The organism is Allorhizobium ampelinum S4 (assembly GCF_000016285.1).
GTDB classification, from domain to species: Bacteria; Pseudomonadota; Alphaproteobacteria; order Rhizobiales; family Rhizobiaceae; genus Allorhizobium; species Allorhizobium ampelinum.
The window spans coordinates 176,387-200,406 of record NC_011989.1 but is presented as its reverse complement, the minus strand read 5'-3'; the positions used below and the strand labels follow the sequence as shown (position 1 = coordinate 200,406).

Annotated in this window: 24 protein-coding genes and 1 tRNA gene; 14 read left to right on the top strand and 11 right to left on the bottom strand. The window is 56.6% G+C overall.

All coding sequences use genetic code 11. The features are described 5' to 3' along the window. Nucleotides 1–28 precede the first annotated feature (28 nt). Nucleotides 29–463 carry a pilus assembly protein N-terminal domain-containing protein gene (locus tag AVI_RS00945; protein WP_085946603.1) on the bottom strand — a complete coding sequence of 145 codons (435 nt, stop codon included), beginning with the start codon at nt 461–463 and terminating at the stop codon, nt 29–31. A 388-nt stretch (nt 464–851) separates the two neighbouring features. On the opposite strand from AVI_RS00945, the gene AVI_RS00940 reads away from it, so the two are divergent. The 11 genes from AVI_RS00940 (at nt 852) to AVI_RS00890 (ending at nt 10,918) form a co-directional block, all read left to right on the top strand. Continuing rightward, on the top strand, nt 852–1,037 hold the full coding sequence (locus AVI_RS00940; protein WP_012654669.1) for a Flp family type IVb pilin: 186 nt from the start codon (nt 852–854) through the stop codon (nt 1,035–1,037). 187 nt (nt 1,038–1,224) lie between these two features. Continuing rightward, nucleotides 1,225–1,410 carry a Flp family type IVb pilin gene (locus AVI_RS00935; RefSeq protein ID WP_012654668.1) on the top strand — a complete coding sequence of 62 codons (186 nt, stop codon included), beginning with the start codon at nt 1,225–1,227 and terminating at the stop codon, nt 1,408–1,410. A gap of 203 nt (nt 1,411–1,613) precedes the next feature. Continuing rightward, nucleotides 1,614–2,132 carry an A24 family peptidase gene (locus tag AVI_RS00930; RefSeq protein ID WP_012654667.1) on the top strand — a complete coding sequence of 173 codons (519 nt, stop codon included), beginning with the start codon at nt 1,614–1,616 and terminating at the stop codon, nt 2,130–2,132. Between the two features lie 110 nt (nt 2,133–2,242). Further along, nucleotides 2,243–3,052 (top strand): Flp pilus assembly protein CpaB, encoded by an 810-nt coding sequence (gene cpaB / locus AVI_RS00925; RefSeq protein ID WP_012654666.1) that lies wholly within the window; start codon nt 2,243–2,245, stop codon nt 3,050–3,052. After that, nucleotides 3,049–4,626: a type II and III secretion system protein family protein gene (locus AVI_RS00920; protein ID WP_012654665.1), complete on the top strand. Its 1,578-nt coding sequence runs from the start codon at nt 3,049–3,051 to the stop codon at nt 4,624–4,626. The genes cpaB and AVI_RS00920 overlap by 4 nt, the downstream gene beginning before the upstream one ends. Before the next feature lie 11 nt (nt 4,627–4,637). Next, complete coding sequence (locus AVI_RS00915) at nt 4,638–5,330, top strand: CpaD family pilus assembly protein (protein WP_085946580.1); 693 nt, start codon at nt 4,638–4,640, stop codon at nt 5,328–5,330. A gap of 26 nt (nt 5,331–5,356) precedes the next feature. Next, on the top strand, nt 5,357–6,643 hold the full coding sequence (locus tag AVI_RS00910; RefSeq protein WP_012654663.1) for a CpaE/TadZ family protein: 1,287 nt from the start codon (nt 5,357–5,359) through the stop codon (nt 6,641–6,643). A gap of 49 nt (nt 6,644–6,692) precedes the next feature. Further along, nucleotides 6,693–8,171, top strand: coding sequence for a TadA family conjugal transfer-associated ATPase (locus AVI_RS00905; protein WP_012654662.1), 1,479 nt, complete (start codon nt 6,693–6,695; stop codon nt 8,169–8,171). Between the two features lie 3 nt (nt 8,172–8,174). After that, nucleotides 8,175–9,179: a type II secretion system F family protein gene (locus AVI_RS00900; protein ID WP_012654661.1), complete on the top strand. Its 1,005-nt coding sequence runs from the start codon at nt 8,175–8,177 to the stop codon at nt 9,177–9,179. A 10-nt stretch (nt 9,180–9,189) separates the two neighbouring features. After that, complete coding sequence (locus tag AVI_RS00895) at nt 9,190–10,170, top strand: type II secretion system F family protein (RefSeq protein ID WP_012654660.1); 981 nt, start codon at nt 9,190–9,192, stop codon at nt 10,168–10,170. 370 nt (nt 10,171–10,540) lie between these two features. Then, nucleotides 10,541–10,918, top strand: coding sequence for a hypothetical protein (locus tag AVI_RS00890; RefSeq protein ID WP_012654659.1), 378 nt, complete (start codon nt 10,541–10,543; stop codon nt 10,916–10,918). Nucleotides 10,919–11,014: 96 nt separating this feature from the next. On the opposite strand, the gene AVI_RS00885 is transcribed toward AVI_RS00890, so the two are convergent. Further along, nucleotides 11,015–11,101: transfer RNA gene (locus tag AVI_RS00885), tRNA-Leu, on the bottom strand. Between the two features lie 393 nt (nt 11,102–11,494). Between AVI_RS00885 and AVI_RS00880 the strand changes: the two genes are divergently transcribed. Then, the gene (locus AVI_RS00880; RefSeq protein WP_041696086.1) at nt 11,495–11,908 is read left to right on the top strand and encodes a BA14K family protein; all 414 of its coding nucleotides are present in this window, start codon (nt 11,495–11,497) and stop codon (nt 11,906–11,908) included. A gap of 250 nt (nt 11,909–12,158) precedes the next feature. On the opposite strand, the gene pheT is transcribed toward AVI_RS00880, so the two are convergent. The 8 genes from pheT to infC all read right to left on the bottom strand — a co-directional run bounded on the left by pheT (nt 12,159) and on the right by infC (nt 21,129). Next, the gene (gene pheT, locus AVI_RS00875; RefSeq protein WP_012654657.1) at nt 12,159–14,582 is read right to left on the bottom strand and encodes a phenylalanine--tRNA ligase subunit beta; all 2,424 of its coding nucleotides are present in this window, start codon (nt 14,580–14,582) and stop codon (nt 12,159–12,161) included. After that, nucleotides 14,579–14,998 (bottom strand): hypothetical protein, encoded by a 420-nt coding sequence (locus AVI_RS00870; RefSeq protein WP_041696084.1) that lies wholly within the window; start codon nt 14,996–14,998, stop codon nt 14,579–14,581. Before AVI_RS00870 ends, pheT begins: the two co-directional genes overlap by 4 nt. Then, complete coding sequence (pheS, locus tag AVI_RS00865) at nt 14,998–16,083, bottom strand: phenylalanine--tRNA ligase subunit alpha (RefSeq protein WP_012654656.1); 1,086 nt, start codon at nt 16,081–16,083, stop codon at nt 14,998–15,000. Before pheS ends, AVI_RS00870 begins: the two co-directional genes overlap by 1 nt. A gap of 162 nt (nt 16,084–16,245) precedes the next feature. Further along, entirely contained in the window at nt 16,246–16,650 is a 405-nt protein-coding gene (gene rplT, locus AVI_RS00860) for a 50S ribosomal protein L20 (protein WP_012654655.1), read from the bottom strand. 39 nt (nt 16,651–16,689) lie between these two features. After that, entirely contained in the window at nt 16,690–16,893 is a 204-nt protein-coding gene (rpmI, locus tag AVI_RS00855) for a 50S ribosomal protein L35 (protein ID WP_012654654.1), read from the bottom strand. Between the two features lie 227 nt (nt 16,894–17,120). Beyond that, nucleotides 17,121–18,476 carry a sensor histidine kinase gene (locus AVI_RS00850; protein WP_012654653.1) on the bottom strand — a complete coding sequence of 452 codons (1,356 nt, stop codon included), beginning with the start codon at nt 18,474–18,476 and terminating at the stop codon, nt 17,121–17,123. Then, the gene (locus tag AVI_RS00845; RefSeq protein ID WP_012654652.1) at nt 18,470–19,138 is read right to left on the bottom strand and encodes a response regulator transcription factor; all 669 of its coding nucleotides are present in this window, start codon (nt 19,136–19,138) and stop codon (nt 18,470–18,472) included. The genes AVI_RS00850 and AVI_RS00845 overlap by 7 nt, the downstream gene beginning before the upstream one ends. Nucleotides 19,139–20,592: 1,454 nt before the next feature. Beyond that, nucleotides 20,593–21,129, bottom strand: coding sequence for a translation initiation factor IF-3 (infC, locus tag AVI_RS00835; protein ID WP_041696081.1), 537 nt, complete (start codon nt 21,127–21,129; stop codon nt 20,593–20,595). 203 nt (nt 21,130–21,332) lie between these two features. Here infC and AVI_RS00830 point away from each other — a divergent pair, with 203 nt between their 5' ends. Beyond that, nucleotides 21,333–22,142: an alpha/beta hydrolase gene (locus tag AVI_RS00830; RefSeq protein WP_012654650.1), complete on the top strand. Its 810-nt coding sequence runs from the start codon at nt 21,333–21,335 to the stop codon at nt 22,140–22,142. A gap of 174 nt (nt 22,143–22,316) precedes the next feature. Beyond that, nucleotides 22,317–22,931: a transglutaminase-like cysteine peptidase gene (locus AVI_RS00825; protein ID WP_041696079.1), complete on the top strand. Its 615-nt coding sequence runs from the start codon at nt 22,317–22,319 to the stop codon at nt 22,929–22,931. Nucleotides 22,932–22,995: 64 nt separating this feature from the next. Here the strand turns inward: AVI_RS00825 and mbfA are convergent, their stop codons facing one another. Further along, a complete protein-coding gene (gene mbfA, locus AVI_RS00820) occupies nt 22,996–23,979 on the bottom strand; it encodes an iron exporter MbfA (RefSeq protein WP_012654648.1) in 984 nt (327 codons plus the stop codon). Between the last annotated feature and the right edge of the window lie 41 nt (nt 23,980–24,020).

Sequence of the window (24,020 nt, the reverse complement as noted above, 5' to 3'; positions counted from 1 at the left end):
TTTCACTGTCTCGCGCAGCGTCTTGCCGCTATTGGCCGGTTCCGCTGGACGCACTATTGCTGGAAGACGCATCTCCAGTGGAATTTCCAGACTGCGAATGCTGCTCACAGCTTGGCGTGCAGGACAGGACCGTGCGTTGCGTCTGTTTGTACAGCCGAACTGTATTGGCTTCATCGATAGAGACAAGAATACGCTCGTCGAAAATGGCATTGCCCTGGCTGTCAAGCAGAACCAAATTCGTCGTCCCGAAGCTACGCCCTGTCAGCACGATGGTTTTTGGGTCGGCCACGGTGGCATCGGCGACTTTCTCATTGCCGATGATAACCTTGCTGACCGGCCGGTCGAGTTTAAGAATGCGGGCCTGATTCATCACCACGCGCAAAAGCGGGTCTTCAGCATGCGCTGTGCCGGGAACTGTCGCCATTCCGGCAAGCAAAAACGCAAAACAGCAGCGAAACAACATCGGCAGCGCCATGGAAAACATTTCTCTCGTGCAGATCAGGACCATAGATTGAGGTAAAATGGTAAATGAACTATAAAGCCATCGTCTCCTCTCAGGACATCATACGGTTCATCTCGTGATAAATACGCGCATGTTCGCGGCCATAACTGACACATACTTGCATAATTTCGCATGTAAACATGCTGTAGACTGGCCTTTTTCCGGAGTGAATACAATTTTCCCGACTATCTTTCAGCTTCATTTACCACACTGAAATCAAGCTGCCGTTCAAGGATAATTAACTTGTTTTCTTAAGGCGATAGCAATGCGGCGACCTGTAATTTCAGTTCAACCGGACAACAAAAAACAGTTGGCGGACAAGAGAAACCTTATGAAGCAGGAGAAGAGCATGTCCAAGATTTTCGCACGTTTTATGAAGGATGAATCCGGCGCAACCGCCATCGAATACGGCCTGATCGCCGCTCTGATTTCCGTGGCCCTGGTTGCTGGTGCAACGTCGCTCGGCTCGAGCTTGAACAACACGTTCACCAATCTGACTACGCAGATGAATAAGGCGGCTACCGCATCCAAGTAAGCTTATTCCCAAATCCGAAAGGCTATTGGGGCATTTTCTTATCCGAAAATGCGTAAAGCTTTAGAGTATTTCACCACTTCAATTCAGAGTGAAATGCTTTACAAAATGCCGATCTTCAATTCTACATCAACCGATCAGTAAAAATAGTTGACTGGTCAGAACAACACTTGTGGAGCATGAGAAGCGCATGTCCAAGATTTTCTCACGTTTTATGAAGGATGAATCCGGTGCAACGGCCATCGAATACGGCCTGATCGCCGCTCTGATTTCCGTGGCACTCGTCGCTGGCGCGACCACGCTCGGTACGAGCATTGGCAACACCTTTAATAATCTGACAACGCAGATGAATAAGGGTGCGGACGCAACCAAGTAAGCTTGAAACGAGCAGCCTCAAGGCTACAAGAGCCGCCTCGCAAGGGCGGCTTTTCTTTTTGCTGTCGCAGGAGAGCCTGCCCTAAATATTTCCCGCCCCGAATATTCTGAGCGAGCATTATTTTCAGTCCAGAGAATGATTCGGTAATGGCTTTACGCCATGGTCGATTTACTAAAATCACGTCATCAAAGGGTTCATCCGCCATGCTGGCTGTTACGCTGTCACTGATCATGCCTCTTTGTCTGGCACTCGCGGCCTTTACCGATCTGTTCGAGATGAAGATCCCCAATGCGATCCCCCTTGTGCTGCTTATCGGTTTTGCCGCCCTCGCCCTGGTGTTGGGCCTGCCTATAGGATTGGCCGGTCTGCATCTCACGGCGGGTCTGATCGTGTTTTTCGGTTGTTTCACACTGTTTGCCGTCAATGTCATGGGCGGCGGCGATGCCAAGCTTTTGACGGCTGCCGCCGTCTGGTATGGTTTCAACATCAGCCTGGTGGAATTTCTGATTGAAGTCGCGATGTTTGGCGGCGTGCTGACCCTGATGATCCTGGCTTTGCGCAGCCAGGCCAATACCGTAATGGCCCTTGGACTGCGCCTGCCGCGCTCGCTGATTGTCGAGAAAAAAATCCCCTATGGTATTGCCATTGCCATTGGCGGTTTTTGCAGTTTCCTCAGTGCACCAGTGGTGACATTGGCCTTGGCGACAGTTTCGCCGAAATAAATTCGGCAATATTTTGTTAACCACGCCAGTAAGGCGGTTGTTAACTATAATTACACCAATTTCTGTTCTTTTCGACCTTAAGAAAGCTTCCGCCGACTTAAGGACAGACCATGAAGCCCGCCCGCATTCTCATTCTCTTCGTCGCCGTGGCCGCGGCCGGTCTGGCCGGTCTGTTGGCCATGGGACTGAGCGGGCAAAAGCGCGTGGTGGTGCAGCAATCCGAGCCTGTGGTGACGAAGGAACCGACCACCAAGGTGCTGATCGCCGCTGCCAGCCTGCCGGTCGGCGCCCGCCTGACCGATAAGGCAATGCGCTGGATGGACTGGCCGAAGACCGATTTGGTCGACGGTTTCGTGACGGAGGAGAACCGTCCCCAGGCCTTGAGCGACCTTGCCGGGCTTGTCGTGCGGCTGCCGATTTTCGAAGGTGAGCCGATCCGGATCGAAAAGATCGCCGACGCCTCCAGCCGCACCCTTTCAGCGCTGCTTCCAGCCGGAAAGCGGGCAATCTCCACGGAAATTTCCGTGGCAACCGGTGCTGGCGGTTTCATCCTGCCCAATGACCGTGTTGACGTGATCATGGTCCGCAAGGGCGATAATGACAATCACCTGACCGAAACCGTGCTGTCCAATGTCCGCGTTCTCGCCATCGACCAGCAGATCGAGGAAAAGAACGACGGCACCCGTTCGGTCATTGGCACCACCGCAACACTGGAACTGACACCGGAGCAAACCAAGGTGCTGACGGTTGCCCAGCAGATGGCCGAGCGCCTGTCACTGGCGCTGCGCTCCGTGGCGGATGCCCAGGAGCAGGACAATAGTTCCGCAAGCTACCTGCTGAGCGGCGATAGCGGCGGTCCACAGGTGCAGGTCATCAAATCCGGGCAGATCGTCAAGAGCGCGGGAGCTGCAAAACAATGAACGGACGATTTTCCATGCGCCTTTCCTCTGCCCGCCTGTTTCGGATGATGATCACCGGCAGCCTTTCGCTTGGCCTGTCGATCAGCGGCCTGCCGGGAGAAAATATGCTTGTCTGGCGTGCCGATGCGCTTGCCGCCGGTGCCCAGAGCCTGGTGCGCATCGCCCAAACCGGCCCCGGTGTGCGGCGTGACCTGAAGCTTGGCCTCAACAAGGCCATCGTCGTCGATCTGCCTGAAGACGCACATGATATCCTGGTGGCCGACCCTGAACTGGCCGATGCCGTCACCCGCACCTCACGCCGGATCTATCTGTTTGGCAAGAAGGTTGGCCAGACCAATATTTTCATTTTCGGGGCGGATGGCCGCGAGATCGTCAGTCTCGATCTGCAAATCGAACGGGATATCGAGGGTCTTCAAACCAACCTGAGCCGGTTCATTCCAGAGTCCAATATCAAGGTCGAGATCATCTCTGACAACGTCGTGCTGAGCGGCACGGTGCGCACTCCGCAGGATTCGTCGCGCGCGGTCAGCCTCGCCAAGGCCTTCCTCCAGGGTGGTGAAGCCACCACCCGCGGAGAAACCGCAACCAGCAACAGCAGCGGCGACGGCGCGGTGGCCATCTATGCAGAAGACCGTCAAACCTCGCAGATCGTCAACATGCTGACCATCGAAGGCGAAGATCAGGTAACGTTGAAAGTCACCGTTGCCGAGGTCAGCCGTCAGGTGCTGAAACAGCTTGGTGTCAGCGCCAGCGCCACGGATGGCACCAGCGGCATCAGCTACGCCAATCCGTCCAACCTCGGCAATTCCGTCGACGTCGGCGGCACCGCCACAATTTCCAAGACATTCGGCAGCTTTGGCATCAGCGCCTATGTCAATGCCATGGAGCAGGCGGGTGTGATGCGCACGCTGGCTGAGCCCAGCCTGACGGCAATTTCCGGCGAACAGGCGAAATTCTACGTCGGCGGCGAATATCGTCTGGCAGCTGGCCAGGAAATCAGCACCGACAGCACCACCGGGCAGAAAACCGTCTCTCGCACGACCTCGACCGTCGATTACGGCATTCAGCTGAACTTCCGACCGGTCGTGCTCTCTCCGGGCCGGATCAGTCTGGCGATCGAAACCAATGTCTCCGAGCCGACCTATGAGGGATCGGTGGTAGAGGGCAATTCGGATTCGTCCATCCCCGGCTCGACCTATTTGTCGATCCGCAAGCGCGAGGCCTCGACCACGGTCGAGCTGCCCTCCGGCGGATCGATTGTGATTGCCGGTCTGGTCCAGGACAATGTCCGCCAGGCCATGTCCGGCCTGCCGGGTATTTCGAAAATCCCGATCTTCGGCACACTGTTTCGCAGCAAGGATTTCGTGCGCAACGAAACCGAACTGGTGATCATTGCCACGCCCTATCTTGTCCGGCCTGTCACCCGCAATGCGCTGGCGCGTCCCGACGACAATTTCAATCCTGCTGGAGACGGCGCCATGTATTTCCTGAACCGTGTCAACAAGGTCTACGGCCGCAAGGAAGCCACGGCGAACGGCGCTTATCACGGCACTGTCGGCTATATTTACAAATGAGGGCGAACGCGATGACACTTCACCCTACCCTGCCCCTGACGCGCGTTTGCGCGCTCCTCCTCGGATTGATGGCCATCCTGCCGCTTAGCAGTTGCGGCGGCATGAAAGACGAGATGTCCACCGGCTCGATTCCCGACGATTACCGTACCCGCCATCCGATCATCGTCACCGATGTCGAGCATTCGCTGGATCTTCCGGTCGCGCAGGGCTCAAGCCGCCTGACGATCGGCATGAGCGATGCGGTGACGGGCTTTGCCCAGGATTACCGCAATGCGTCCACCGGCTATGTGCAGATCCTGGTGCCGCAAGGGTCTCCCAATACAATGGCGGCCTCCAGCATTGCTCGCCAGGTACGCAACCTGCTGGTCTCCAAGGGCATTGCCGCCCCAAAAATCGTTGAGCGGCCTTACCGGGCTGGCGCAACAGGAGATGCCGCGCCGATCCGTTTGAGCTATGTCGCAACCACGGCGGTGGCCGGACCGTGTGGCCAATGGCCGGAGGATCTCTCCAACGACACGGCGCAGAACAAGAACTGGCAGAATTTCGGCTGCGCCTCCCAGGCCAATCTGGCTGCGCAGGTTGCAAGCCCGACGGACCTGATCGCGCCGCGCGGTATGACGCCGATCGATGCCGAGCGTCGCTCGACGGTGATCGACAATTATCGCGACGGCAAGGACACCTCAACCACGACATCCACGGATTGAGTGACAAGGATCGCGGGGGCAGGCTGATGAATACGATCAAATACGATATCGCCGGATCGAAAGAAGACGGCCTGGCCGCAGAACCGGTGAGAACCGGTAATCTCGAGCAATTGCGGCCCTTGCCACGCATTTCCGTGCATGCGTTCTGCATCTCGGACAGTGTGCTGGCGGTGATGGAAGAGGCCGCCCGCGACCGTCGCATGGCCAAGGTCAGCATGCGGGTGACCAGCGGCGGCATTTCAGCGGCGGTCAATATGTTTGCCGGGGCACCGACCCCCAATCTGGTCATTCTGGAAACCGATGCGAAGCCCGAGAACCTTCTCTCCGAGCTGGCGCCGCTGGCCGATGTCTGCGATCCCTCGACCCGGGTCATCGTCGTCGGACGCTATAACGACATCGCTCTTTACCGCGAATTGATGCGCAATGGCGTCTCCGATTATATCGTTGCGCCGGTCAGCATGGCCGACGTCATCGGGGCCTTGTCATCGATCTTCATCGACCCCGATGCCGAGCCACTTGGGCGCAGTATCGCCTTCATAGGCGCAAAAGGCGGCGTCGGTTCCTCCACCATCGCCCATAATGCGGCCTTCATGATCGCCTCGCTGTTTTCCTCCGAAACCATCCTGGCCGATCTGGACCTTCCCTATGGCACGGCCAATATCGATTTCGACCAGGACCCGGCCCAGGGCGTAGCCGAAGCGGTCTTTGCTCCAGAGCGCCTGGACGAAGTGTTTCTTGATCGCCTGCTGACCTCCTGTTCACAGAACCTGTCCCTGCTGGCCGCCCCATCCCTGCTGGACCGTGCCTATGATTTTGAGCGCGGCGCCTTCCTGCCGCTGTTGGAAACCCTGCAACGCAGCGCCCCGGTTGCGGTGCTGGACCTGCCGCATAGCTGGAACGAATGGACGCTGGCGCTGCTGTCGGAAGTGGACGAGATCGTCCTGACCTGCGTGCCGGATCTTGCCAATTTGCGCAACGTCAAGAACCTGCTCGATGCGCTGAAGCGGTTGCGACCAAACGACAAGGCACCGCATCTGATCCTCAATCAGGCTGGCATGCCGAAACGGCCGGAAATTTCGCCCAGCGATTTCTTCGAACCGCTGGACATGCAGCCAGCCGCGATCATTCCTTTCGATATTCAGCTGTTTGGCAATGCCGCCAATTCCGGCCGGATGATCGCCGAGATCGATGCGAAAAGTCCGACGGCGGAGACGTTCTCGCAGCTCGCCCATCTCATCACCGGACGGGTCAGTATCAAGAAGCCGAAAAAAGCGGGTCTCAGCACGATATTCGCCATGTTGGCGCGCAAGTAAACATGCAACCGAGGGCGTCTTTGCATAGGCGCCCGACTGGATCGACACAATGTTCGGTAAACGTGGAAATGAAGGGTCTGTAAAGTCCGGTTCCGGCACAGCGGTGCCGGTCTCGGCACTGTCATCGCCCGGCATGCCGGCGTCCGTTTCTTCATCCGGACGGATCGAACCGGGCCGCGCCGAGCCACCCAGGCCAGCCGCTCCCGCCGATCCGGCTCAGCGTCGTCGCCAGAACCGGACCGAGGATTATTACGATACCAAGAGCCAGGTTTTTTCGGCGCTGATCGACACGATCGACCTGTCGCAGCTTGCCAAGCTGGACGCGGAAAGCGCGCGCGAGGAAATCCGCGATATCGTCAACGATATCATTTCCATCAAGAATTTCGCCATGTCGATTTCCGAGCAGGAAGAACTGCTCGACGACATCTGCAATGACGTGCTGGGCTACGGCCCCTTGGAACCCTTGCTGGCCCGCGACGATATTTCCGACATCATGGTCAACGGTGCCGGCCAGACCTTTATCGAAGTCGGCGGCAAAACCATCGAATCCGAAATCCGGTTTCGCGACAATTCCCAGCTTCTCTCAATATGCCAGCGCATCGTCAGCCAGGTTGGCCGCCGCGTCGATGAGAGCAGCCCGATCTGCGACGCCCGCCTGCCGGACGGATCGCGCGTCAATGTGATCGCTCCGCCGCTGTCCATCGATGGTCCGGCGCTGACGATCCGTAAATTCAAGAAGGACAAGCTCAATCTCGACCAATTGGTCAAGTTTGGCGCCATTACGCCGGAAGGCGCGCAAGTCCTGCAAATCATCGGGCGAGTGCGCTGTAATGTGGTGATTTCCGGCGGCACTGGCTCAGGCAAAACCACCCTGCTCAATTGTCTGACACGCTATATCGACGCCGACGAACGGGTGATTACCTGCGAAGATACGGCAGAATTGCAATTGCAGCAGCCGCATGTCGTGCGTCTTGAAACCCGCCCGCCGAATATCGAGGGCGAAGGCGAAATCACCATGCGTGATCTTGTCAAGAACTGCCTGCGTATGCGCCCGGAACGGATCATCGTCGGCGAAGTGCGCGGATCGGAAGTCTTCGACCTGTTGCAGGCGATGAATACCGGCCATGACGGCTCGATGGGCACCATCCACGCCAATACGCCGCGCGAATGCCTGAGCCGCATGGAATCGATGATTGCCATGGGCGGCTATTCGCTTCCGGCAAAGACTGTCCGCGAGATTATTTCGGGCTCGATCGACATTATTATACAGGCAGCTCGCCTGCGCGACGGCACACGCCGCATCACCCACATTACCGAAGTCGTGGGGATGGAAGGCGATGTGATCATCACCCAGGACCTGATGCGCTTCGAAATGGATGGCGAGGACCTGACCGGCAAGATCATCGGTCGTCATATCTCCACCGGCATCGGCAAGCCGCATTTCTGGGAACGCGCCCGCTATTACAACGAGGAACGGCGCCTGGCGGCGGCGCTCGACGCCATGGAACAGAAAACCGGTGTAGTATAAGCCATGACCATCAATGTGCTCGCCATCGTGCTTCTTGCAGCCCTCGCGGCGGGATCGCTGGCCTATGTCCTGTTGTTTTCACGGGTGCAGGCCGACAAGAAAACCGCCACACGCCTCGCCCGGGTGAAAAATGCGGAAGCCGATACCGCCAAGAAACAGGTGGCGCGCGACCGGGTTCAGGAGCTTTCCAAGCGACGCAAGTCCGTGCAGGACACGCTGAAGGAAATTGAGCGCAAGCAGAATGAGAAAAACAAGAAAATCTCCAGCCAGTCGCTGAAACAGCGGCTCGGCCAGACCGGCCTTGATGTCAGCCTCATCCAGTTCAGCATTGCCAGCACCACCCTTGGTCTGGTGTTTTTCTGCCTGTGCTTTGTCCTCGGCATGTCTCTGTTTGTGTCCTTGGGTATCGCCTTCACGGCTGGTGCCGGCCTGCCGCGCTGGATCGTCAGTTTCCTGATCCGCCGGCGTCAGGAAAAATTCCTGACCGAATTTCCCAATGCGCTGGACGTGATGGTGCGGTCGATCAAATCCGGCCTGCCGCTCAATGATGCCTTGAGGATGATTGCCGTCGATGCGCAGGAGCCGGTCAAGACCGAGTTTCGCCGCGTGGTCGATGCGCAACAACTGGGCATAACGGTGCCGGAAGCCTGCGGGCGTATGTTCAACTCCATGCCTTTGCAGGAGGTCAGCTTCTTTGCCATCGTCATCGCCATTCAGTCCCAGGCGGGCGGCAATCTCTCCGAAGCCCTATCCAACCTATCGAAAGTGCTGCGTGAGCGGCGCAAGATGAAGGCCAAGGTCAGCGCCTTGTCGATGGAGGCCAAGGCATCAGCGGTCATCATCGGCGCGTTACCCTTCATCGTCGCCTTTCTCGTCTACATTTCCTCTCCAGCCTATATCATGGTGCTGTTTACCGACCCGCGCGGCCATATGATTCTGGGGTTCTCGGCGTTCTGGATGTCTATCGGCATTTTCGTCATGCGTAACATGATCAATTTTGACATTTGAGGACGTGCCAATGTCTGCCGATCTTGCCGCCACACTGACCAACCCGACCCTGCTGATCGCCGTATTGGTGGCCATTGCGGTTTTTGCCACCCTTTACACCCTGATTTCACCGCTGCTGGAGCGGAGCGACCTCAACAAGCGGATGAAGGCCGTATCCTCCGAGCGCGAGCTGATCCGCGCCCGCGAGCGGGCCAGGATGAACAGCGAGGGCGGGCGCGGCAGCCTGCGCAATACCGATAACAGTTCGGCGCGCAAGATCGTCGAGCGTTTCAACCTGCGCAAGGCGCTGGTGGACGACAAGACCATGGACCGGCTGAAAACCGCTGGTTTGCGCTCCCAAAATGCCCTGAACATGTTTCTGACGGCCCGTTTCCTGCTGCCCTTCCTGTTTCTGGCCCTGGCAACCACCTGGATCTTCGCCTTGCACAACATGCAGTCCAGGCCGTTTGCCGTGCGTTTCCTGGCGGCGGTCGTGGCGGGTTATGTCGGCTTTTATCTGCCCAATATCTATATTTCCAACCGCATTACCAAACGGCAGCATTCGATCCGTCGGGCCTGGCCGGATGCACTGGACCTGATGTTGATCTGCGTCGAATCCGGCATGTCGATGGAAGCGGCGATGCGGCGCGTCGCCGATGAAATGGCGTCTCAATCTCCGGCACTGGCCGAGGAAATGGTGCTGACCACAGCGGAACTGTCTTTCCTCCAGGACCGCCGCACGGCCTATGAAAACCTTGGAAACCGGACCCAGCTGGAAATCGTCAAGTCTGTCTGCCAGGCTTTGATCCAGGCGGAACGCTACGGAACACCGATCGGCCAGGCCTTGCGCGTTCTGGCGCAGGAGGGCCGCGACGAGCGGATGAATGCCGCCGAAAAGAAAGCCGCCGCCCTGCCCCCAAAGCTGACCGTGCCGATGATCCTGTTTTTCCTGCCGGTGCTGGTCGCCGTTATTCTTGGTCCAGCCGGTATTCGCGTCTCGGACCGGTTCTAAAGCGTGTCGCAGTGAATAGGATTCACTGCGACACGCTTTAGCTCTTATTTTGTCGCATGTACGTTATCGTTTCATTGAGGGCAATGAAACGCGACATGCTTTAGATATTTTGGTATAGCGAAGCGTTTGATGGATATCACAATCCGATACCCGCTGGCGAAACCGTGATCGGCAAGGCCTGCCTTATGCCCTTTTGCCCTCGCGGCGGCCTTCCTATATCAGAGATGACAGGCCCAGTTTGGGGCAGGCGCGCAACGGGCCATCGATTGTTTGTCAGGGACACCGCTCACCGATTTTCCTGAACCGACAAGCTTAAAAAGGGGACTCGATATCCGGTCCTTCGGCACGGTGTCAGCAAATGGAGATCGACATGCAGAACCGAGCAGCAAGATGGACGGCAGCGCTGGTGGCAGCAGGCTTGACCATGACGGGGCCGGTTATGGCAGACCAGAACAAGAAGCCCGCCCTGGATAACTGGTCGCAGCCGTTGAAAGGTTACAAGGACCTGCCCGGCGTGAAGACGCAGGCCGAAATCGACCGGCAGAACCTCCAGCCAAGTTATCGCTGCCAAACCGAGACCGTGCTGATGCAAGGGCGCGGCACCCGCGATTTTCATTTTCTCGGCTCCGGCATGCCGCGAACCGTCTATCGCTGCACCACGGATGAGGGAATTACCTATACGGGCAGCGAACCGCCACGTACCGGCGCATGGCTGCCGGGAATCAATCCGAGAGATGTCGGAGAATAAGCACTCAAACACCGAAAAGACGCTTAAAAACAAAAAAGCCCGGCGAACCGGGCTTTTTTGTATTCATAAACCAAATCAAAGATTTGGCTTGGGAATTGGTGCCCAGAAGAGGACTCGAACCTCCACACCCTTTCGAGTACCAGCACCTGAAGCTGGCGCGTCTACCAATTCCGCCATCTGGGCGACGAGGAGGGATTTAGTAGGCCAGCCCGCGCCTGTCAACACGGTTTTTGAAGTTTTCATGTCAGGACCGATTTTTTTCTGATTGCCTCTATCCCGTTCATTTTGCAGCATCATTCAACATTCGCCCAAGCGTCTGAATCTAGAGGTTTTAATAGGGACAATCCGCGACCCAGAAAAAACTGGCGCCAATAAATGATTCATCTAATATACAAGGCGATCTCGCTCGAAAGCCTGAGTTTTTGATAGATGCAAGCGCAAGACAGATGGAATCATGTCGCCAGAAAAATTGCCTCGCCTTGAAACTGTCCCCACCCTTGAAGCTTGGGCCTTGAAGCTTGGGCGACGAGATTTATGTAATTCGGCATGTCCGGTTTTAGTGTGAGGAGGCGTAGAATGCCATTGTTCCGCAATGCCTTGGCTGGGGTTGCGTTCGTCCTTGTCGGCAGCCTGCCCGCTGTCGCCTCGGCGACCATGCCGTTTGCCGTGGACCCGCTCAGCGGCAACCCATCCCGAGTGATCGATATCCGCTATGTCTGCGACGTCTATGGTTGTTATGACCGGCCCGATTACGGCAGGCCGCCACCGCCGCCGCCAGGCTATTACCGGCCAGTCCCACCGCCGCCGCCACCCGGCTACTATCGCCCAGCACCTCCACCACCGGGTTACTACCGTCCAGCGCCACCGCCGCGGGTATCGAACCGCCATGTCCGCTGGTGCATGGACCGTTATCGGTCCTATGATCCACAAACCAACCGCTATATTGCCGGGGATGGCCGCATGCGGGTCTGCCGCTCACCATTCCGATGATTTATACGAAGGTTCATTGAAAATGACACTTCGTATTCCATTTGAAAATATCTCAAGCCTCTGGCGCATTTGAGATATTTTCAATTTTTCAAGTCGAGGATGCGTGAGCATCTTCGAGACTTGGTATTAAGCGTCTAACTGTGTTGAAAACCTGAGAAACGCAAAACCCCTCGAAATATTCGAGGGGTTTTTACAATCACGATAAAAACAGCGGGACAAAGTTCCCGCCACCTGATCCTGACGATGGATGTCAGGCGCGTAGCGCACCGCCTGTGGTCTTCTCCACATTGCCGACGATCTTCTTGGTCAGCGCGTCAAAATCCTCATCGGTCAGGGTCTTGTCCGATGGTTGGATCAGCACTTCAATGGCCACCGATTTCTTGCCTTCGCCAACGCTTGCCCCTTCAAACACGTCAAACACGTTGACGCCCGTGATCAGCTTGCGGTCGGCGCTGGTGGCAGCCTTGATGATCGCGCCCGCTTCCACGGAGCGCTCAACCACAAAGGCGAAATCGCGCTTCACCATCTGCAAGGGCGAGAGATCCAGCGCAGGCTTGGTGCGGGTGGCCTTCTTCTTCGGCTCCTGCATGGCATCGAGATAGATCTCAAAGCCGCAGAGCGTACCGGAAACATCCAATGCGGCCAGCGTCTTGGGGTGGAACTCGCCAAAGTAGCCGAGCACGACCTTTGGACCCATCTTGATGGTGCCGGAGCGGCCCGGATGGTACCATTCCGGGCCACCCTGCTCGATCTGCACATTGCCCATGGGCAGGCCGCAGGCTTCCAGCACGGCCAGCGCATCGGCCTTGGCGTCATAGACATCCACTGGCTTGCCGCCGCCCTTGGTGGCGTTGGACCACATACGACCAGCACCTGAGAGCGATGCCGTGCCACGACGCACGCCGCCAGCCACGCGACGCTGGCCTTCGGGCGTATCGCCTTCATAAGTGCCGGAGACTTCGAAAATCGCCACATCGCCAAAGCCACGGTCGGCATTGCGCTGGGCAGCGGTGAGCAGACCCGGCAGCAGCGATGGGCGCATGTCCGACATGTCAGCAGCAATCGGGTTGACCAGTTTCAGCTCCGGCTTGCCGCCACCAAACAAAGCGGCCTGTTCTGCCGAGATGAACGACCACGTCACGGCTTCCATCATGCCACGGCTGGCCAGCGCCCGCTTAGCTGTGCGGGTGCGGATCTGCAAGGTGGTGAGGATTTTGGTGTTGACCGCGCCCATCGATGGTAGAGGCTCTGGCGTAATCTTATCCACGCCATGCATACGCATGACCTCTTCTACCAGATCGGCCTTGCCGTCCACATCTGGCCGCCATGATGGCACAGCCACCTTGACGGTTTCGCCCTCGCCCGACACTTCAAAGCCAAGACCGGTGAGGATGGTGCGGGATTCGTCGGTGGAAACATTGAGGCCAGTGAGGCGCTTGACTTCGGAAAATGGGAAATCAACCACTTTCTTGGTGTGGCCCTGATAGCCAACCACCTTGGCGCTTGCAGCCTTTCCGCCGCACATTTCCAGCACCAGTTCCGTGGTGCGCTCAAGGCCGGGCACCATATATTCTGGGTCAACACCGCGCTCAAACCGATAGCGGGCATCGGTGATGATGCCCAGCGAGCGGCCCGATTTGGCAATGTTGATTGGGTCCCACAGGGCCGATTCAATCAACACATTACTGGTGTTTTCATCGCAGCCGGAATGCTCGCCGCCCATGATGCCGCCAATGGATTCTAAGCCATTGTCATCGGCAATCACCACGGTGTTGGGTGTCAGCTTATAGGTGCGGGTGTCGAGGGCCAGAATTTCCTCGCCATCCTTGGCACGGCGCACGGTCAGCACACCCTTGACCTTATCGGCATCAAACACATGCATGGGCCGACCTTGATCAAAGGTCATGTAATTGGTCACATCCACCAGCGCCGAGATCGGGCGAAGGCCAATGGCAATCAGCCGCTTTTGCATCCAGACCGGGCTTGGGCCATTTTTAACGCCGTGCACGAGGCGATAGGCAAAGCCGGGGCACAGCTTGGCATCATCCAGCTCCAGCTTGACCTCAACCGAGGTCTCACCTTCCACCGCAAAGCTTGGAGCTTTTGGCTGCTTCAACGTGCCAAGGCCAGAGGCGGCCAAATCACGGGCAATGCCGAAAATGCTGGTGCAATCGGGCCGGTTTGGCGTCAGATTGATCTCGATCATCGGATCATCAATGCCTGCATAGGCGGCGAAAGAGGTACCGACAGGCGCATCTTCAGGCAGATCGATAATGCCATCGTGATTGTCAGACATGTTGAGTTCTTTTTCAGAACACATCATGCCGTGGCTTTCCACGCCGCGAATATTGCCAACCGCCAGCGTCACATCCAGCCCCGGCACATACATGCCCGGACGGCCAAACGCGCCAATCAAGCCCGCCCGCGCATTCGGCGCGCCGCAGACCACTTGCACGGGCTTGCCATCACCAGCATCAACCGAGAGAACTTTCAGACGATCGGCAGATGGATGCTTTTCCGCAGCGAGGATCTTGGCAATCACAAACGGCTTATAGGCCGCCTTGTCATCAACATCCTCAACTTCAAGGCCAATGGCGGTAAGGCGCTCGCAGACCTGATCCAGCGTGGCATCGGTGTCCAGATGGTCTTTCAACCAGGAGAGTGTGAATTTCATTGCTTTTCTCTCAACTCGTGGAATCTCAAGATCGTAAAATCTTCAGAAGTTGGCGTTAGCCCTAGCTCACGCCGAATTTGAGATCTCACGTACTTCATCAATTCAGTAGTATTTGAACTTCCATCTACCTTAAGATCATCACTGTATTTCTTCGTTAATCTTAAAAGCTCTGGATCACCGAAAACCTGAACTCTATCAACAGCACGCTCAATCGCCTGCATTTCGTCCTGCGGACTCACAAAGGACGGTGTAGCAATAGCATCATACGTTTCAAGCAGGTACTTCACGATCAGCTCACGTCTTTTATTGTACTTCTCTCTTCTGGAAGACAATAAATGTGTAAGCCAAGCGACAACAGCCCCGCCAATCACAGCACTTGTTAACGTTAGCGATGCGGTGAGGACGGCTTGCTCCATCAAACGCTCAAGCCACCAAACAATGTCGGCACGTCCAATGGACGAAAACCGTAGTGGCTCATCCAGCGGACGTCGGCATTGAAGAAGTCGCGCAGGTCCGGCATGCCGTATTTTAGCATGGCGATGCGGTCGAGGCCCATGCCCCAGGCAAAGCCCTGGTATTCATCGGGGTCGAGGCCGCCTGCGCGCAGCACGTTGGGGTGGACCATGCCGCAGCCGAGGATTTCCATCCAGTCCTTGCCTTCGCCGAATTTGACGATCGGGCCGCTGGAGCGGTCGCACTGGATATCCACTTCGAACGATGGTTCCGTGAACGGGAAGAAGGATGGGCGAAAGCGCATGGTGACGCTATCGACTTCAAAGAAGGTCTTGCAGAATTCTTCCAGAATCCAGCGCAGATGGCCAACATTGGCGGTCTTGTCGATCACCAGACCTTCGACCTGATGGAACATGGGCGAATGGGTGGCGTCGGAATCCTGCCGGTAGGTCTTGCCCGGGATGACGATGCGGATCGGCGGCTTTTGCGCTTCCATGGTGCGCACCTGCACCGGCGATGTATGGGTGCGCAGCACTTTGCGCTCGCCATTGGCGTCGGGTTGCAGGAAGAACGTGTCATGCATTTCGCGGGCCGGATGCCCTTCAGGGAAGTTCAGCGCCGTGAAATTGTAATAGTCGGTCTCGATATCCGGGCCTTCGGCAATGGAAAAGCCCATGTCGGCGAAGATGGCGGTGATTTCATCGACAATCTGACTGATCGGATGAATACGGCCACGCTCGGCAGGCGAAGAGCGCACGGGCAGCGACACATCCAGCGTTTCGGCTTTCAGGCGCGCATTGATGGCGGCATCCTTCAGCTCGGTCTTCTTGGCGGTCAGCTGTTCGGTGATCTCATTCTTCAGCGCGTTGATGGCGGCGCCACGGGTCTGGCGCTCTTCCGGCGTCATGGAGCCCAGCGTTTTCAAAAGCTCGGAAACCGAGCCTTTCTTGCCCATGGCGGCAAGACGCACAGCTTCAATACCCACCTCGTCGCTGGCAGCGGCGATATCGGCTAAAAGGGATGTTTTCAAACTCTCGAGATCGGACATTGTCGTCTTTCCTGCCTATGTTCGGCCGCCAGCACCAGAGCATTTCCAGCAAAAGTGTATAGAGGTTTTGCGTCCGGAAATGCGTTAAACCATGAAAAAACCCGCGCCAGTTTGCCCAGCGCGGGTTTCCCAATAACCAAATTTCAGTTTGGGACGCGCTGGTTACTTAACCGCGGTCTCAAACTCGTTCTTGGTGCCAGTGTCCTTGAGGTAGGACAGAGCCTTCTTGGAGGCTTCAACCAGCGCGCCGAAAGCTGCCGGCTCATGGATGGCCATGTCGGACAGAACCTTACGGTCAACTTCAATGCCAGCCTTGTTGAGGCCATCGATGAAGCGGCCATAGGTCAGGCCGGATTCGCGCACAGCTGCGTTGATACGCTGAATCCACAGAGCGCGGAAGTTGCGCTTGTTGACCTTGCGGTCGCGGTAGGCGAACTGCTTGGAACGATCCACCGCAGCCTTTGCAGCGCGGATGGTGTTCTTGCGGCGGCCGTAAAAGCCCTTGGCGGCCTTCAGAACCTTTTTGTGCTTGGCATGAGCGGCAACGCCGCGTTTTACGCGTGACATGTCATGATCTCCTTAAATGATCCAAAAAGCGAAAGGGTCTCAGAGACCGTTAGGCAGGTAGTTCTTGATGACTTTCTTGCCGTCTGCTTCGGCAAGTACCATCGTTCCGCGTGCATTGCGGATGAACTTATTGGACCGCTTGATCATGCCGTGACGCTTGCCAGCGGCAGCAGCCAGGACCTTGCCGGAGGCAGTGATCTTGAACCGCTTCTTGGCGGAGGACTTCGTCTTCATCTTGGGCATTTTGCTACTCCATTGTTCTTGTATCGAAACAGGCAGACGAGGCCTGTTTTCAAGCATAAAGAACGGCCACGGCATGCCCTGCCGGACCGTTCGGACGGGCGCTTATAACCGCAGGCCCGGTAAAGTGCAACGGGATTCAAGTGTGCGAGGCAAAAATCGCTTCTGCGGCCTGCCGACACCAGAAAATCGACGGCATAAGCCAATTATCCAGGCCAAGTGTCCCACCGTTAGATCGGGTGAGCTGGAATCTGACGGCCACCGTGGCGGGGAAATTGCAGCGTGACAAGCAAGCCGCCAATATCGGCTTGATCCAGGCTGAGATTGCCGCCGTAAGCGGTCATAATATCAGCGCAGATCGCGAGCCCCAGACCGGAGCCGCCTTGGTCTGCGTCCAGAAATTCGCCCCGGCGCAGCACCTGCTGCCGATCTTGCGGGCGCACACCCGGCCCATCATCACCAATGACGATCATCGCCATGTCCCGATCCCCAAACGCGCGGACGTGAATGACCGAGGAGGCCCATTTCGTTGCATTGTCGAGAATATTGCCGATCGCTTCGGCAAGATCGGCAGCGTCGGCCTCAATCGCCAAGCCTTGCTCCACCTCGACATCCCAGGCAAGCTCTCGCGCCCGGGCAATCGGGTCAAGAACCTTGACCAGTTTGCCTATCAGGCTCTCCATGTCGGTCACCTGCATCTGCTCGACACCAAGGCGGGCGGCCTGCAATTGCCGGTCGGCTCGCTGGCGCACCAGGTTGATTTGCTCGAAAGCCGCTTCTCGCTCGGCGGAAGGCAGATGCTGCACCATTTGCGCCAACACCGTCAGCGGTGTTTTCAATCCATGCGCCAGGTCGCTGGCCCTGCTACGCGCCTTCTCGATCGTGTATTGCCGTTCGGTGAGCAAGAGATTGATCTCCTCGACAAGCGGCATCACTTCAAGCGGCACGCCGTCATCCATCACCCGCAACTGACCGGCCCGGACCATCGACACCTGGTTTCGCACACGTGTCAGTGGCTGCAATACCACCCGGGCCTGGAGCAGCGCCGCACCCAGCAAAACCAGGGCAGTGATCAGCATGACGGAACGCGAGCGCTCCCGATGCTGATCGAGCGGCTCCATCAGGTTGGCCAAAGGAAATCCGGCATAGATGATAACCGGATAGTCTATGCCTTCATCCGAGATTTTGATTTCGCTGCGGAGCAGCAAAATATCCTCACCATCGGGTCCCTGCGCGCGACTGAAATCGAATGGACCTTCCTGATGCAACCCAGTTCGGGGCAGTTCCACATCCCAGAGCGACCGCGACCGCAGGCTGCGGCCATCAGGCGTCCATACTTGCCAGTAACGTCCGCCGCTGACCGTGGAAAAGCGCGGATCTGCGGGTGGCGAGACGATATCAATCTTGCCATTTTCCACCTTGAGGCGGGAGGCAATGATATTGATAGTGACATTCATCTCGGTTTTGAATTGCTGACCTACATAGTTGATGAACAAGTAACCGACCGAGAACCAAAGGACCATCAGCGCCAGCCCGATTGCCAGGAAGGAGCCGATCGCGAGCCTGAAGCGCAGTGATCTCAGCATGAATTTTCGTCTGGCACGACGTAACCAAAGCCGCGCCGTGTTTCGATAGCACTGGCATCCGTTTTCTTGCGGATCCGCGCCACCATGGCTTCGACTGCATTTTTCGAAGCATCGTCATCGCGGCCCTGGATCTGGGTGGCGATCTCATACGCTGAAAACACCCGGCCCTTGTTTTGGACGAGAATCTGGATCAATCGAAACTCCAGCGGGCTGACCTCCAACAGGGCACCATTGAAGGTGACGGTCCGACCGGCCTCATCCACCTGAAAACGCCCGGCTGAAAACAGGGTATGGCTGGTTTTTCCAGCGCGCCGCAACAATGCGCGAAGCCGGGCCAACAACTCCTCTGTGCGGAACGGTTTCGGAAGATAGTCATCCGCCCCGGCATCGAAACCATCGACCCTTTCCATCCAGGACCCTCGCGCCGTCAGAACCAGAACGGGTGTCTGGATCCTATCCTTGCGCCATCGCCTTAAAATCGAAAGCCCATCCAGCCCGGGCAGACCGAGGTCGAGAATGATGGCGCCGAGGCCGGTATCCTCTCCAGCCTCCCAGACATCCGGCCCCTTGTTGACCAAGGTCACCTCGTAGCCCTCGCCTCTCAGCGTCTCCGCCACATGGCGCCCGATATTGGCATCGTCTTCAGCCAGTAAAATACGCAAGATTCAATGCTCTCCAAAAGACCGCCGTGAAAGAAGTTACAATCCGCGCAAGATTATATCGTGCATGGCGCTATAGGATTTTGTTTGTATAGTCTTGTCCAAAAACCGGTTTCCACTTTTCGGCACGATACAGTGTAGGCAGTCGCTGTCAGATTTATCGTGCCAGTTTCCCGGTCCGCGCATCCACTTTCAAGGTGCGAAACCGCCCGGACATGTCCTTTATGGTCAGCAAGTAAAAATCACCGTTGGAGAGATAGCGTAAATCCACGTCGATCAACCGCGAACCTTCAGGCAGTTTGAGATTGCCAAGCACCTCTCGTAACGAACGATAGCGGCCACTTTTGACGCCGTCCAGCACCTGTGGCCGAACAACGCTCGGATCGTCATCTGTAAACGAGCCGTTCGGAGTTCCACCTGGACCTCCCCCGCCGGGCCTGCTGCCAAAAGGTCCAAGAGAGCCTGAAAAACTAGGAGGGCCACCACTCGGCGGATCGCCGCCTCGCCATCCACCAGGAGGGCCACCTGGAGGGCCACCGCCTGGAGGCCCTCCGCTTGGAGGCCCACTGCGATTGTCAGAGGCCATGACGAGACTGGTAAAGAACAGGGATACAAGAAACAGGATTGCCGCCACACACCGACCGTAGACGCGGCAACCGTCTTGCCCGCCTTTCGCAAACCATCTCAGACACAAAAGTTGGTGCCGGATTGCTCTGGCGACCTCCTTTTTTCCATCTTCCGTTGAGCTGCTTCTCATGTCCATTCCGGTATAGGCAGAGGGCGACACTGGCTGACAAACTTTAATCGGCGCTCGACTGCCTGTATTCAGTCATAAAATCCCATTGGACCTCAGATAAATTATCCAGTCAACGCGACGTGTGATGCGCAAGGCGATCCGACGGCATTCTCAGGTTGATTCGTATAGGGCTATTTGAATATAGAGACCGCCAATAGCTGTAAAGTTAAATAACAAATGAAACAAATGTATCACCAGTATTTTTTGAATTTTCAAAACTTTTCTGATGCAAAATTCAAAAAATTTCAACTGAAATTATATTTTACTTCTCAATGGGCCTTGATCGTAAATATAAATGACATGATTTATTTGGATAGACCACAAAAGTGCATAAATCTGCACACTCCCGAATAAGGAACTCCGCCGTTCCATTTAGAGACGGCGGAGTTTCCAATAGGCTAAGAGCCTGATCGTCACCCAGGGGCATAGGATGACATAACAGACCGGGAACGTTGTGGGGACGTGGGGTAAATCCCGTCTGCTGAAAATGACAATGCCAAAAGACCACTGACACCGCGCTGACGGCCTTGTCAGGATTTTGTCAGGTTTACGCCTTCGAAGGCGACAAGATACTTTACGTAAAAAAGCGACCTGCGCTCGATAAAACGCATGTCGCTTTAAACTGGCAGATGCTCGCGGGTCCGACTGACACGCCGCTGGCTTATTTAGGGGCCAGCACCATCATCATCTGACGACCTTCGAGCTTGGGTTCAGCTTCAACCTTGGCAACTTCGACTGTGTCTTCCTTCACCTGCATGAGCAATTTCATGCCCAGTTCCTGGTGGGCCATTTCGCGGCCACGGAACTTCAGGGTGACCTTGACCTTATCGCCGTCTTCAAAGAACCGCGACATCGACTTCATCTTCACCTCATAGTCATGGGTGTCGATGTTCGGGCGCATCTTGATTTCTTTGACTTCAACGATTTTCTGTTTCTTGCGCGCTTCTGCCGCCTTCTTCTGGTTGGCGTATTTCAGCTTGCCAAGGTCCAGGATCTTGCAAACGGGCGGTTCAGCATTCGGCGAAATTTCGACCAGATCGAGACCGGCTTCTTCCGCCATGCGGAGCGCCTGGTCCGTCGGCACGGCGCCGAGATTCTGGCCTTCTGCGTCAATCAACTGGACCTTTGGAACCCGGATCTCCCGGTTGGAGCGCGGCCCGTCCTTAACGGGGGCATCGGCTTTGAACGGTCTGCGAATGGTCGTATTCTCCTCAATAATTTCGGATAGTCATATAGGCGATTTTGGAACGTCAGATAGGCCCGATTGCCCCGCCTTGCAAGGCTGGGCACGCTCTCGGACCACTGTTCAGAGGTTGATAGCATAGTTTTTTAAAAAAATCACCTGCTGTCGTGAAGAGAAGAATCTGTTTTATACCTTATAGGCCAAAGCAGGAGACAATCATGACCAATGTCGGACGCCCAATAGAAACCCATGCCATCACCGTGGGACAGGGAAGCGATGCGCGCAGCATAGCCGCGCTGGTACGGGCGCCAGCGCAAGACGAACGGCCCACCTGCATCTGGCTTGGCGGCTACCGGTCCGACATGACGGGCACCAAGGCACTGGAAATGGACGATCTGGCCGCGTCTCTTGGAGTTGGAGCAATCCGCTTCGATTATTCCGGGCATGGCGCCTCTGGTGGGGCCTTTCGCGACGGCACTATTTCCCGCTGGCTGGAAGAGGCTCTTGCCGTTCTCGATCACTTCAAACCGGAAAAGGCCATTTTGGTCGGCTCCTCCATGGGTGGGTGGATTGCATTGCGACTGATCCAGGAACTGAAAGCCCGCCACGACAATCCGACCCAGGTGTCCGGAATGGTGTTGATCGCACCAGCGCCCGACTTCACGTCGGACTTGATCGAGCCACTGCTTGGCGACCGGGAGCGGGCAGAGCTGGCCGAGAATGGCTATTTCGAGGAGGTCTCTGAGTATAGCCCGGAGCCGAATATCTTCACGCGTGCGCTCATGGAAGACGGGCGCGCTAATCGGGTCATGGCCGGCATGATCGACACCGGCTGCCCCGTCCATATCCTGCAAGGCATGGCCGATCCTGATGTCCCCTACCAGCATGCGCTGAAACTGGTTGAACACCTGCCCGCCGACGATGTTGTGTTGACATTGGTGCGTGACGGCGATCATCGCCTGTCGCGTCCGCAGGACATCGACCGGATGCGCAACGCCATTCGCGCCATGATCGAACCACGGCCATGAAGGCTGAGGCCAAACCCAAGCCTCTTGAGCCATTCGGCAAAATGCGACAAAAACTTCACACTCATTAACGGATTTTAACCATATTGGCCAATTGAGCCGCCCCTCGACCTTGGAACGATTGACTCTCTGCCCTTGGTAATCTTAACTCTTTGTTAAGAATTCAAGGGACGTCTCATGACCTTCAGGCTTTCAGCTCTGGCAGCATTTCTGGCACTTCCGCTGTTTTTCGCGGGCAATGCGGCTGCGGATATGACATCGGCTGTTCCAGCCTCGATGGTTACCGGTGGCATCACCTCGCAGCCCATTGGCCATTACGAATTTTGCCTGCGCTACAAGGCCGAATGCCAAGTGCGCAGCAAGCCCGCCCCTGCCCGCCAGGTTACGGAACACGGTTGGGATATTGTTCACGCCGTCAACATGGATGTGAACAAATCCATCACCCCGATGACCGATATGGACGTCTATGGCCGCGAAGAATGGTGGGAATACCCCGTTGACGCCGGCGATTGCGAAGATTTCGTTCTCTTGAAGCGCAAGCGCCTTCTCCAGGCCGGATTTTCTGAAGCGGATCTTTTGATTACCGTCGTGCGCAAAGCCGATGGCGAAGGCCATGCGGTACTGACGCTGCGCACATCCGCAGGCGATTATATTCTCGACAATCTAGTTGATGACGTCAAACTCTGGAGCCAAACCTCCTATACCTATCTGAAACGGCAGGCGAGCTTCGATACCGGTCGTTGGGTCACGATTGAAAGCGGCAAGGATGTTCCGGTCGCGGCGTTGAAATAGGGTAACAGACAATCGGCAAAAGGCCTGGATGTGGAAACGCTCCAGGCCTTTTTCATGGACTATTTCAACCATTGCCGATCAGGATACCGGCGGCCAGAACCAACGAACCGCCTAGCACCACCTGCATGGCCGCACGCCAGAACGGCGTTTCCATATATTTATTCTGGATGAAGGCGATGGCCCATAATTCGATGAACACCACCACACCCGCCGTCGCTGTCGCCGTCCAGAAATGCGGAATGAGATAAGGCAGCGCATGGCCAAGGCCACCCAACGCTGTCATGATGCCGCAGGCCAGGCCGCGCTTGATCGGTGAACCTCGGCCGGAAATCTTGCCATCGTCATGAGAGGCTTCTGTGAAGCCCATGGAAATACCCGCCCCCACCGAGGCCGAGAGGCCGACCAAAAAGGTTTGCCAGGTATCGCCGGTAGCAAAGGCTGCCGCAAAGATCGGCGCGAGCGTCGAAACCGAACCATCCATCAATCCGGCGAGGCCCGGCTGCACATAAGTGAGAACGAACTGCCGCTTGGCAGTTTCCTGTTCCAGCTTCTGGACGTCCTCCGGCCGATGCTTTTCGCCCAGCATATGGGCCACATCCTCGTGACCCTGCTCCGCCATCGCCAGATCGCCGAGAAGCGCTCTTGTGCGGGCGTCCGAGACATGTTTCTGGGCCTCGACATAAAAATTATACGCAGAACGCTCCATGGCTTCCGCCTCTTCGCGCACCTGATCGACGGAAAGCTGGGCCTGAAGCCAATCGGGCTTGCGTGTCATGAACCCCTGGACATGCTCCCGGCGGATCAGAGGAATGTGCTCGCCAAACCGCTGGCGGTGCATGTCGATCAGCATGTTCCGGTGAGCGTGCTCCACCTCCGCCATATCCTGGAAAACCTTGGCGGATTGGGGATATTGCTCTTTCAACCGCTCCGCATAGGCCAGATAGATCCGCGCATCGTCTTCCTCAGACGAAATCGCCAGCGCAAGAACTTCCTGTTCGTTCAGACTATCCAGACGCCGCTTCGCAGAGGCGAATAAGGTGCGAAACATGATGGCCGCTCTCCAATTTAGAATAATTCTAAATTTAGAGC

What these genes read in the sequence shown, in the direction of transcription:
- AVI_RS00825 (WP_041696079.1), top strand. Translation starts at nt 22,317, where the DNA reads ATGACCTTCAGGCTTTCAGCTCTGGCAGCATTTCTGGCACTTCCGCTG.
- AVI_RS00940 (WP_012654669.1), top strand. Translation starts at nt 852, where the DNA reads ATGTCCAAGATTTTCGCACGTTTTATGAAGGATGAATCCGGCGCAACC.
- AVI_RS00905 (WP_012654662.1), top strand. Translation starts at nt 6,693, where the DNA reads ATGTTCGGTAAACGTGGAAATGAAGGGTCTGTAAAGTCCGGTTCCGGC.
- AVI_RS00900 (WP_012654661.1), top strand. Translation starts at nt 8,175, where the DNA reads ATGACCATCAATGTGCTCGCCATCGTGCTTCTTGCAGCCCTCGCGGCG.
- rplT (WP_012654655.1), bottom strand. Translation starts at nt 16,650, where the DNA reads ATGTCACGCGTAAAACGCGGCGTTGCCGCTCATGCCAAGCACAAAAAG.
- AVI_RS00935 (WP_012654668.1), top strand. Translation starts at nt 1,225, where the DNA reads ATGTCCAAGATTTTCTCACGTTTTATGAAGGATGAATCCGGTGCAACG.
- AVI_RS00920 (WP_012654665.1), top strand. Translation starts at nt 3,049, where the DNA reads ATGAACGGACGATTTTCCATGCGCCTTTCCTCTGCCCGCCTGTTTCGG.
- AVI_RS00895 (WP_012654660.1), top strand. Translation starts at nt 9,190, where the DNA reads ATGTCTGCCGATCTTGCCGCCACACTGACCAACCCGACCCTGCTGATC.
- rpmI (WP_012654654.1), bottom strand. Translation starts at nt 16,893, where the DNA reads ATGCCCAAGATGAAGACGAAGTCCTCCGCCAAGAAGCGGTTCAAGATC.
- AVI_RS00880 (WP_041696086.1), top strand. Translation starts at nt 11,495, where the DNA reads ATGCCATTGTTCCGCAATGCCTTGGCTGGGGTTGCGTTCGTCCTTGTC.
- AVI_RS00870 (WP_041696084.1), bottom strand. Translation starts at nt 14,998, where the DNA reads ATGGAGCAAGCCGTCCTCACCGCATCGCTAACGTTAACAAGTGCTGTG.
- AVI_RS00910 (WP_012654663.1), top strand. Translation starts at nt 5,357, where the DNA reads ATGAATACGATCAAATACGATATCGCCGGATCGAAAGAAGACGGCCTG.
- AVI_RS00945 (WP_085946603.1), bottom strand. Translation starts at nt 463, where the DNA reads ATGTTGTTTCGCTGCTGTTTTGCGTTTTTGCTTGCCGGAATGGCGACA.
- pheS (WP_012654656.1), bottom strand. Translation starts at nt 16,083, where the DNA reads ATGTCCGATCTCGAGAGTTTGAAAACATCCCTTTTAGCCGATATCGCC.
- AVI_RS00850 (WP_012654653.1), bottom strand. Translation starts at nt 18,476, where the DNA reads ATGCTGAGATCACTGCGCTTCAGGCTCGCGATCGGCTCCTTCCTGGCA.
- mbfA (WP_012654648.1), bottom strand. Translation starts at nt 23,979, where the DNA reads ATGTTTCGCACCTTATTCGCCTCTGCGAAGCGGCGTCTGGATAGTCTG.
- AVI_RS00930 (WP_012654667.1), top strand. Translation starts at nt 1,614, where the DNA reads ATGCTGGCTGTTACGCTGTCACTGATCATGCCTCTTTGTCTGGCACTC.
- AVI_RS00915 (WP_085946580.1), top strand. Translation starts at nt 4,638, where the DNA reads ATGACACTTCACCCTACCCTGCCCCTGACGCGCGTTTGCGCGCTCCTC.
- AVI_RS00890 (WP_012654659.1), top strand. Translation starts at nt 10,541, where the DNA reads ATGCAGAACCGAGCAGCAAGATGGACGGCAGCGCTGGTGGCAGCAGGC.
- pheT (WP_012654657.1), bottom strand. Translation starts at nt 14,582, where the DNA reads ATGAAATTCACACTCTCCTGGTTGAAAGACCATCTGGACACCGATGCC.
- AVI_RS00830 (WP_012654650.1), top strand. Translation starts at nt 21,333, where the DNA reads ATGACCAATGTCGGACGCCCAATAGAAACCCATGCCATCACCGTGGGA.
- cpaB (WP_012654666.1), top strand. Translation starts at nt 2,243, where the DNA reads ATGAAGCCCGCCCGCATTCTCATTCTCTTCGTCGCCGTGGCCGCGGCC.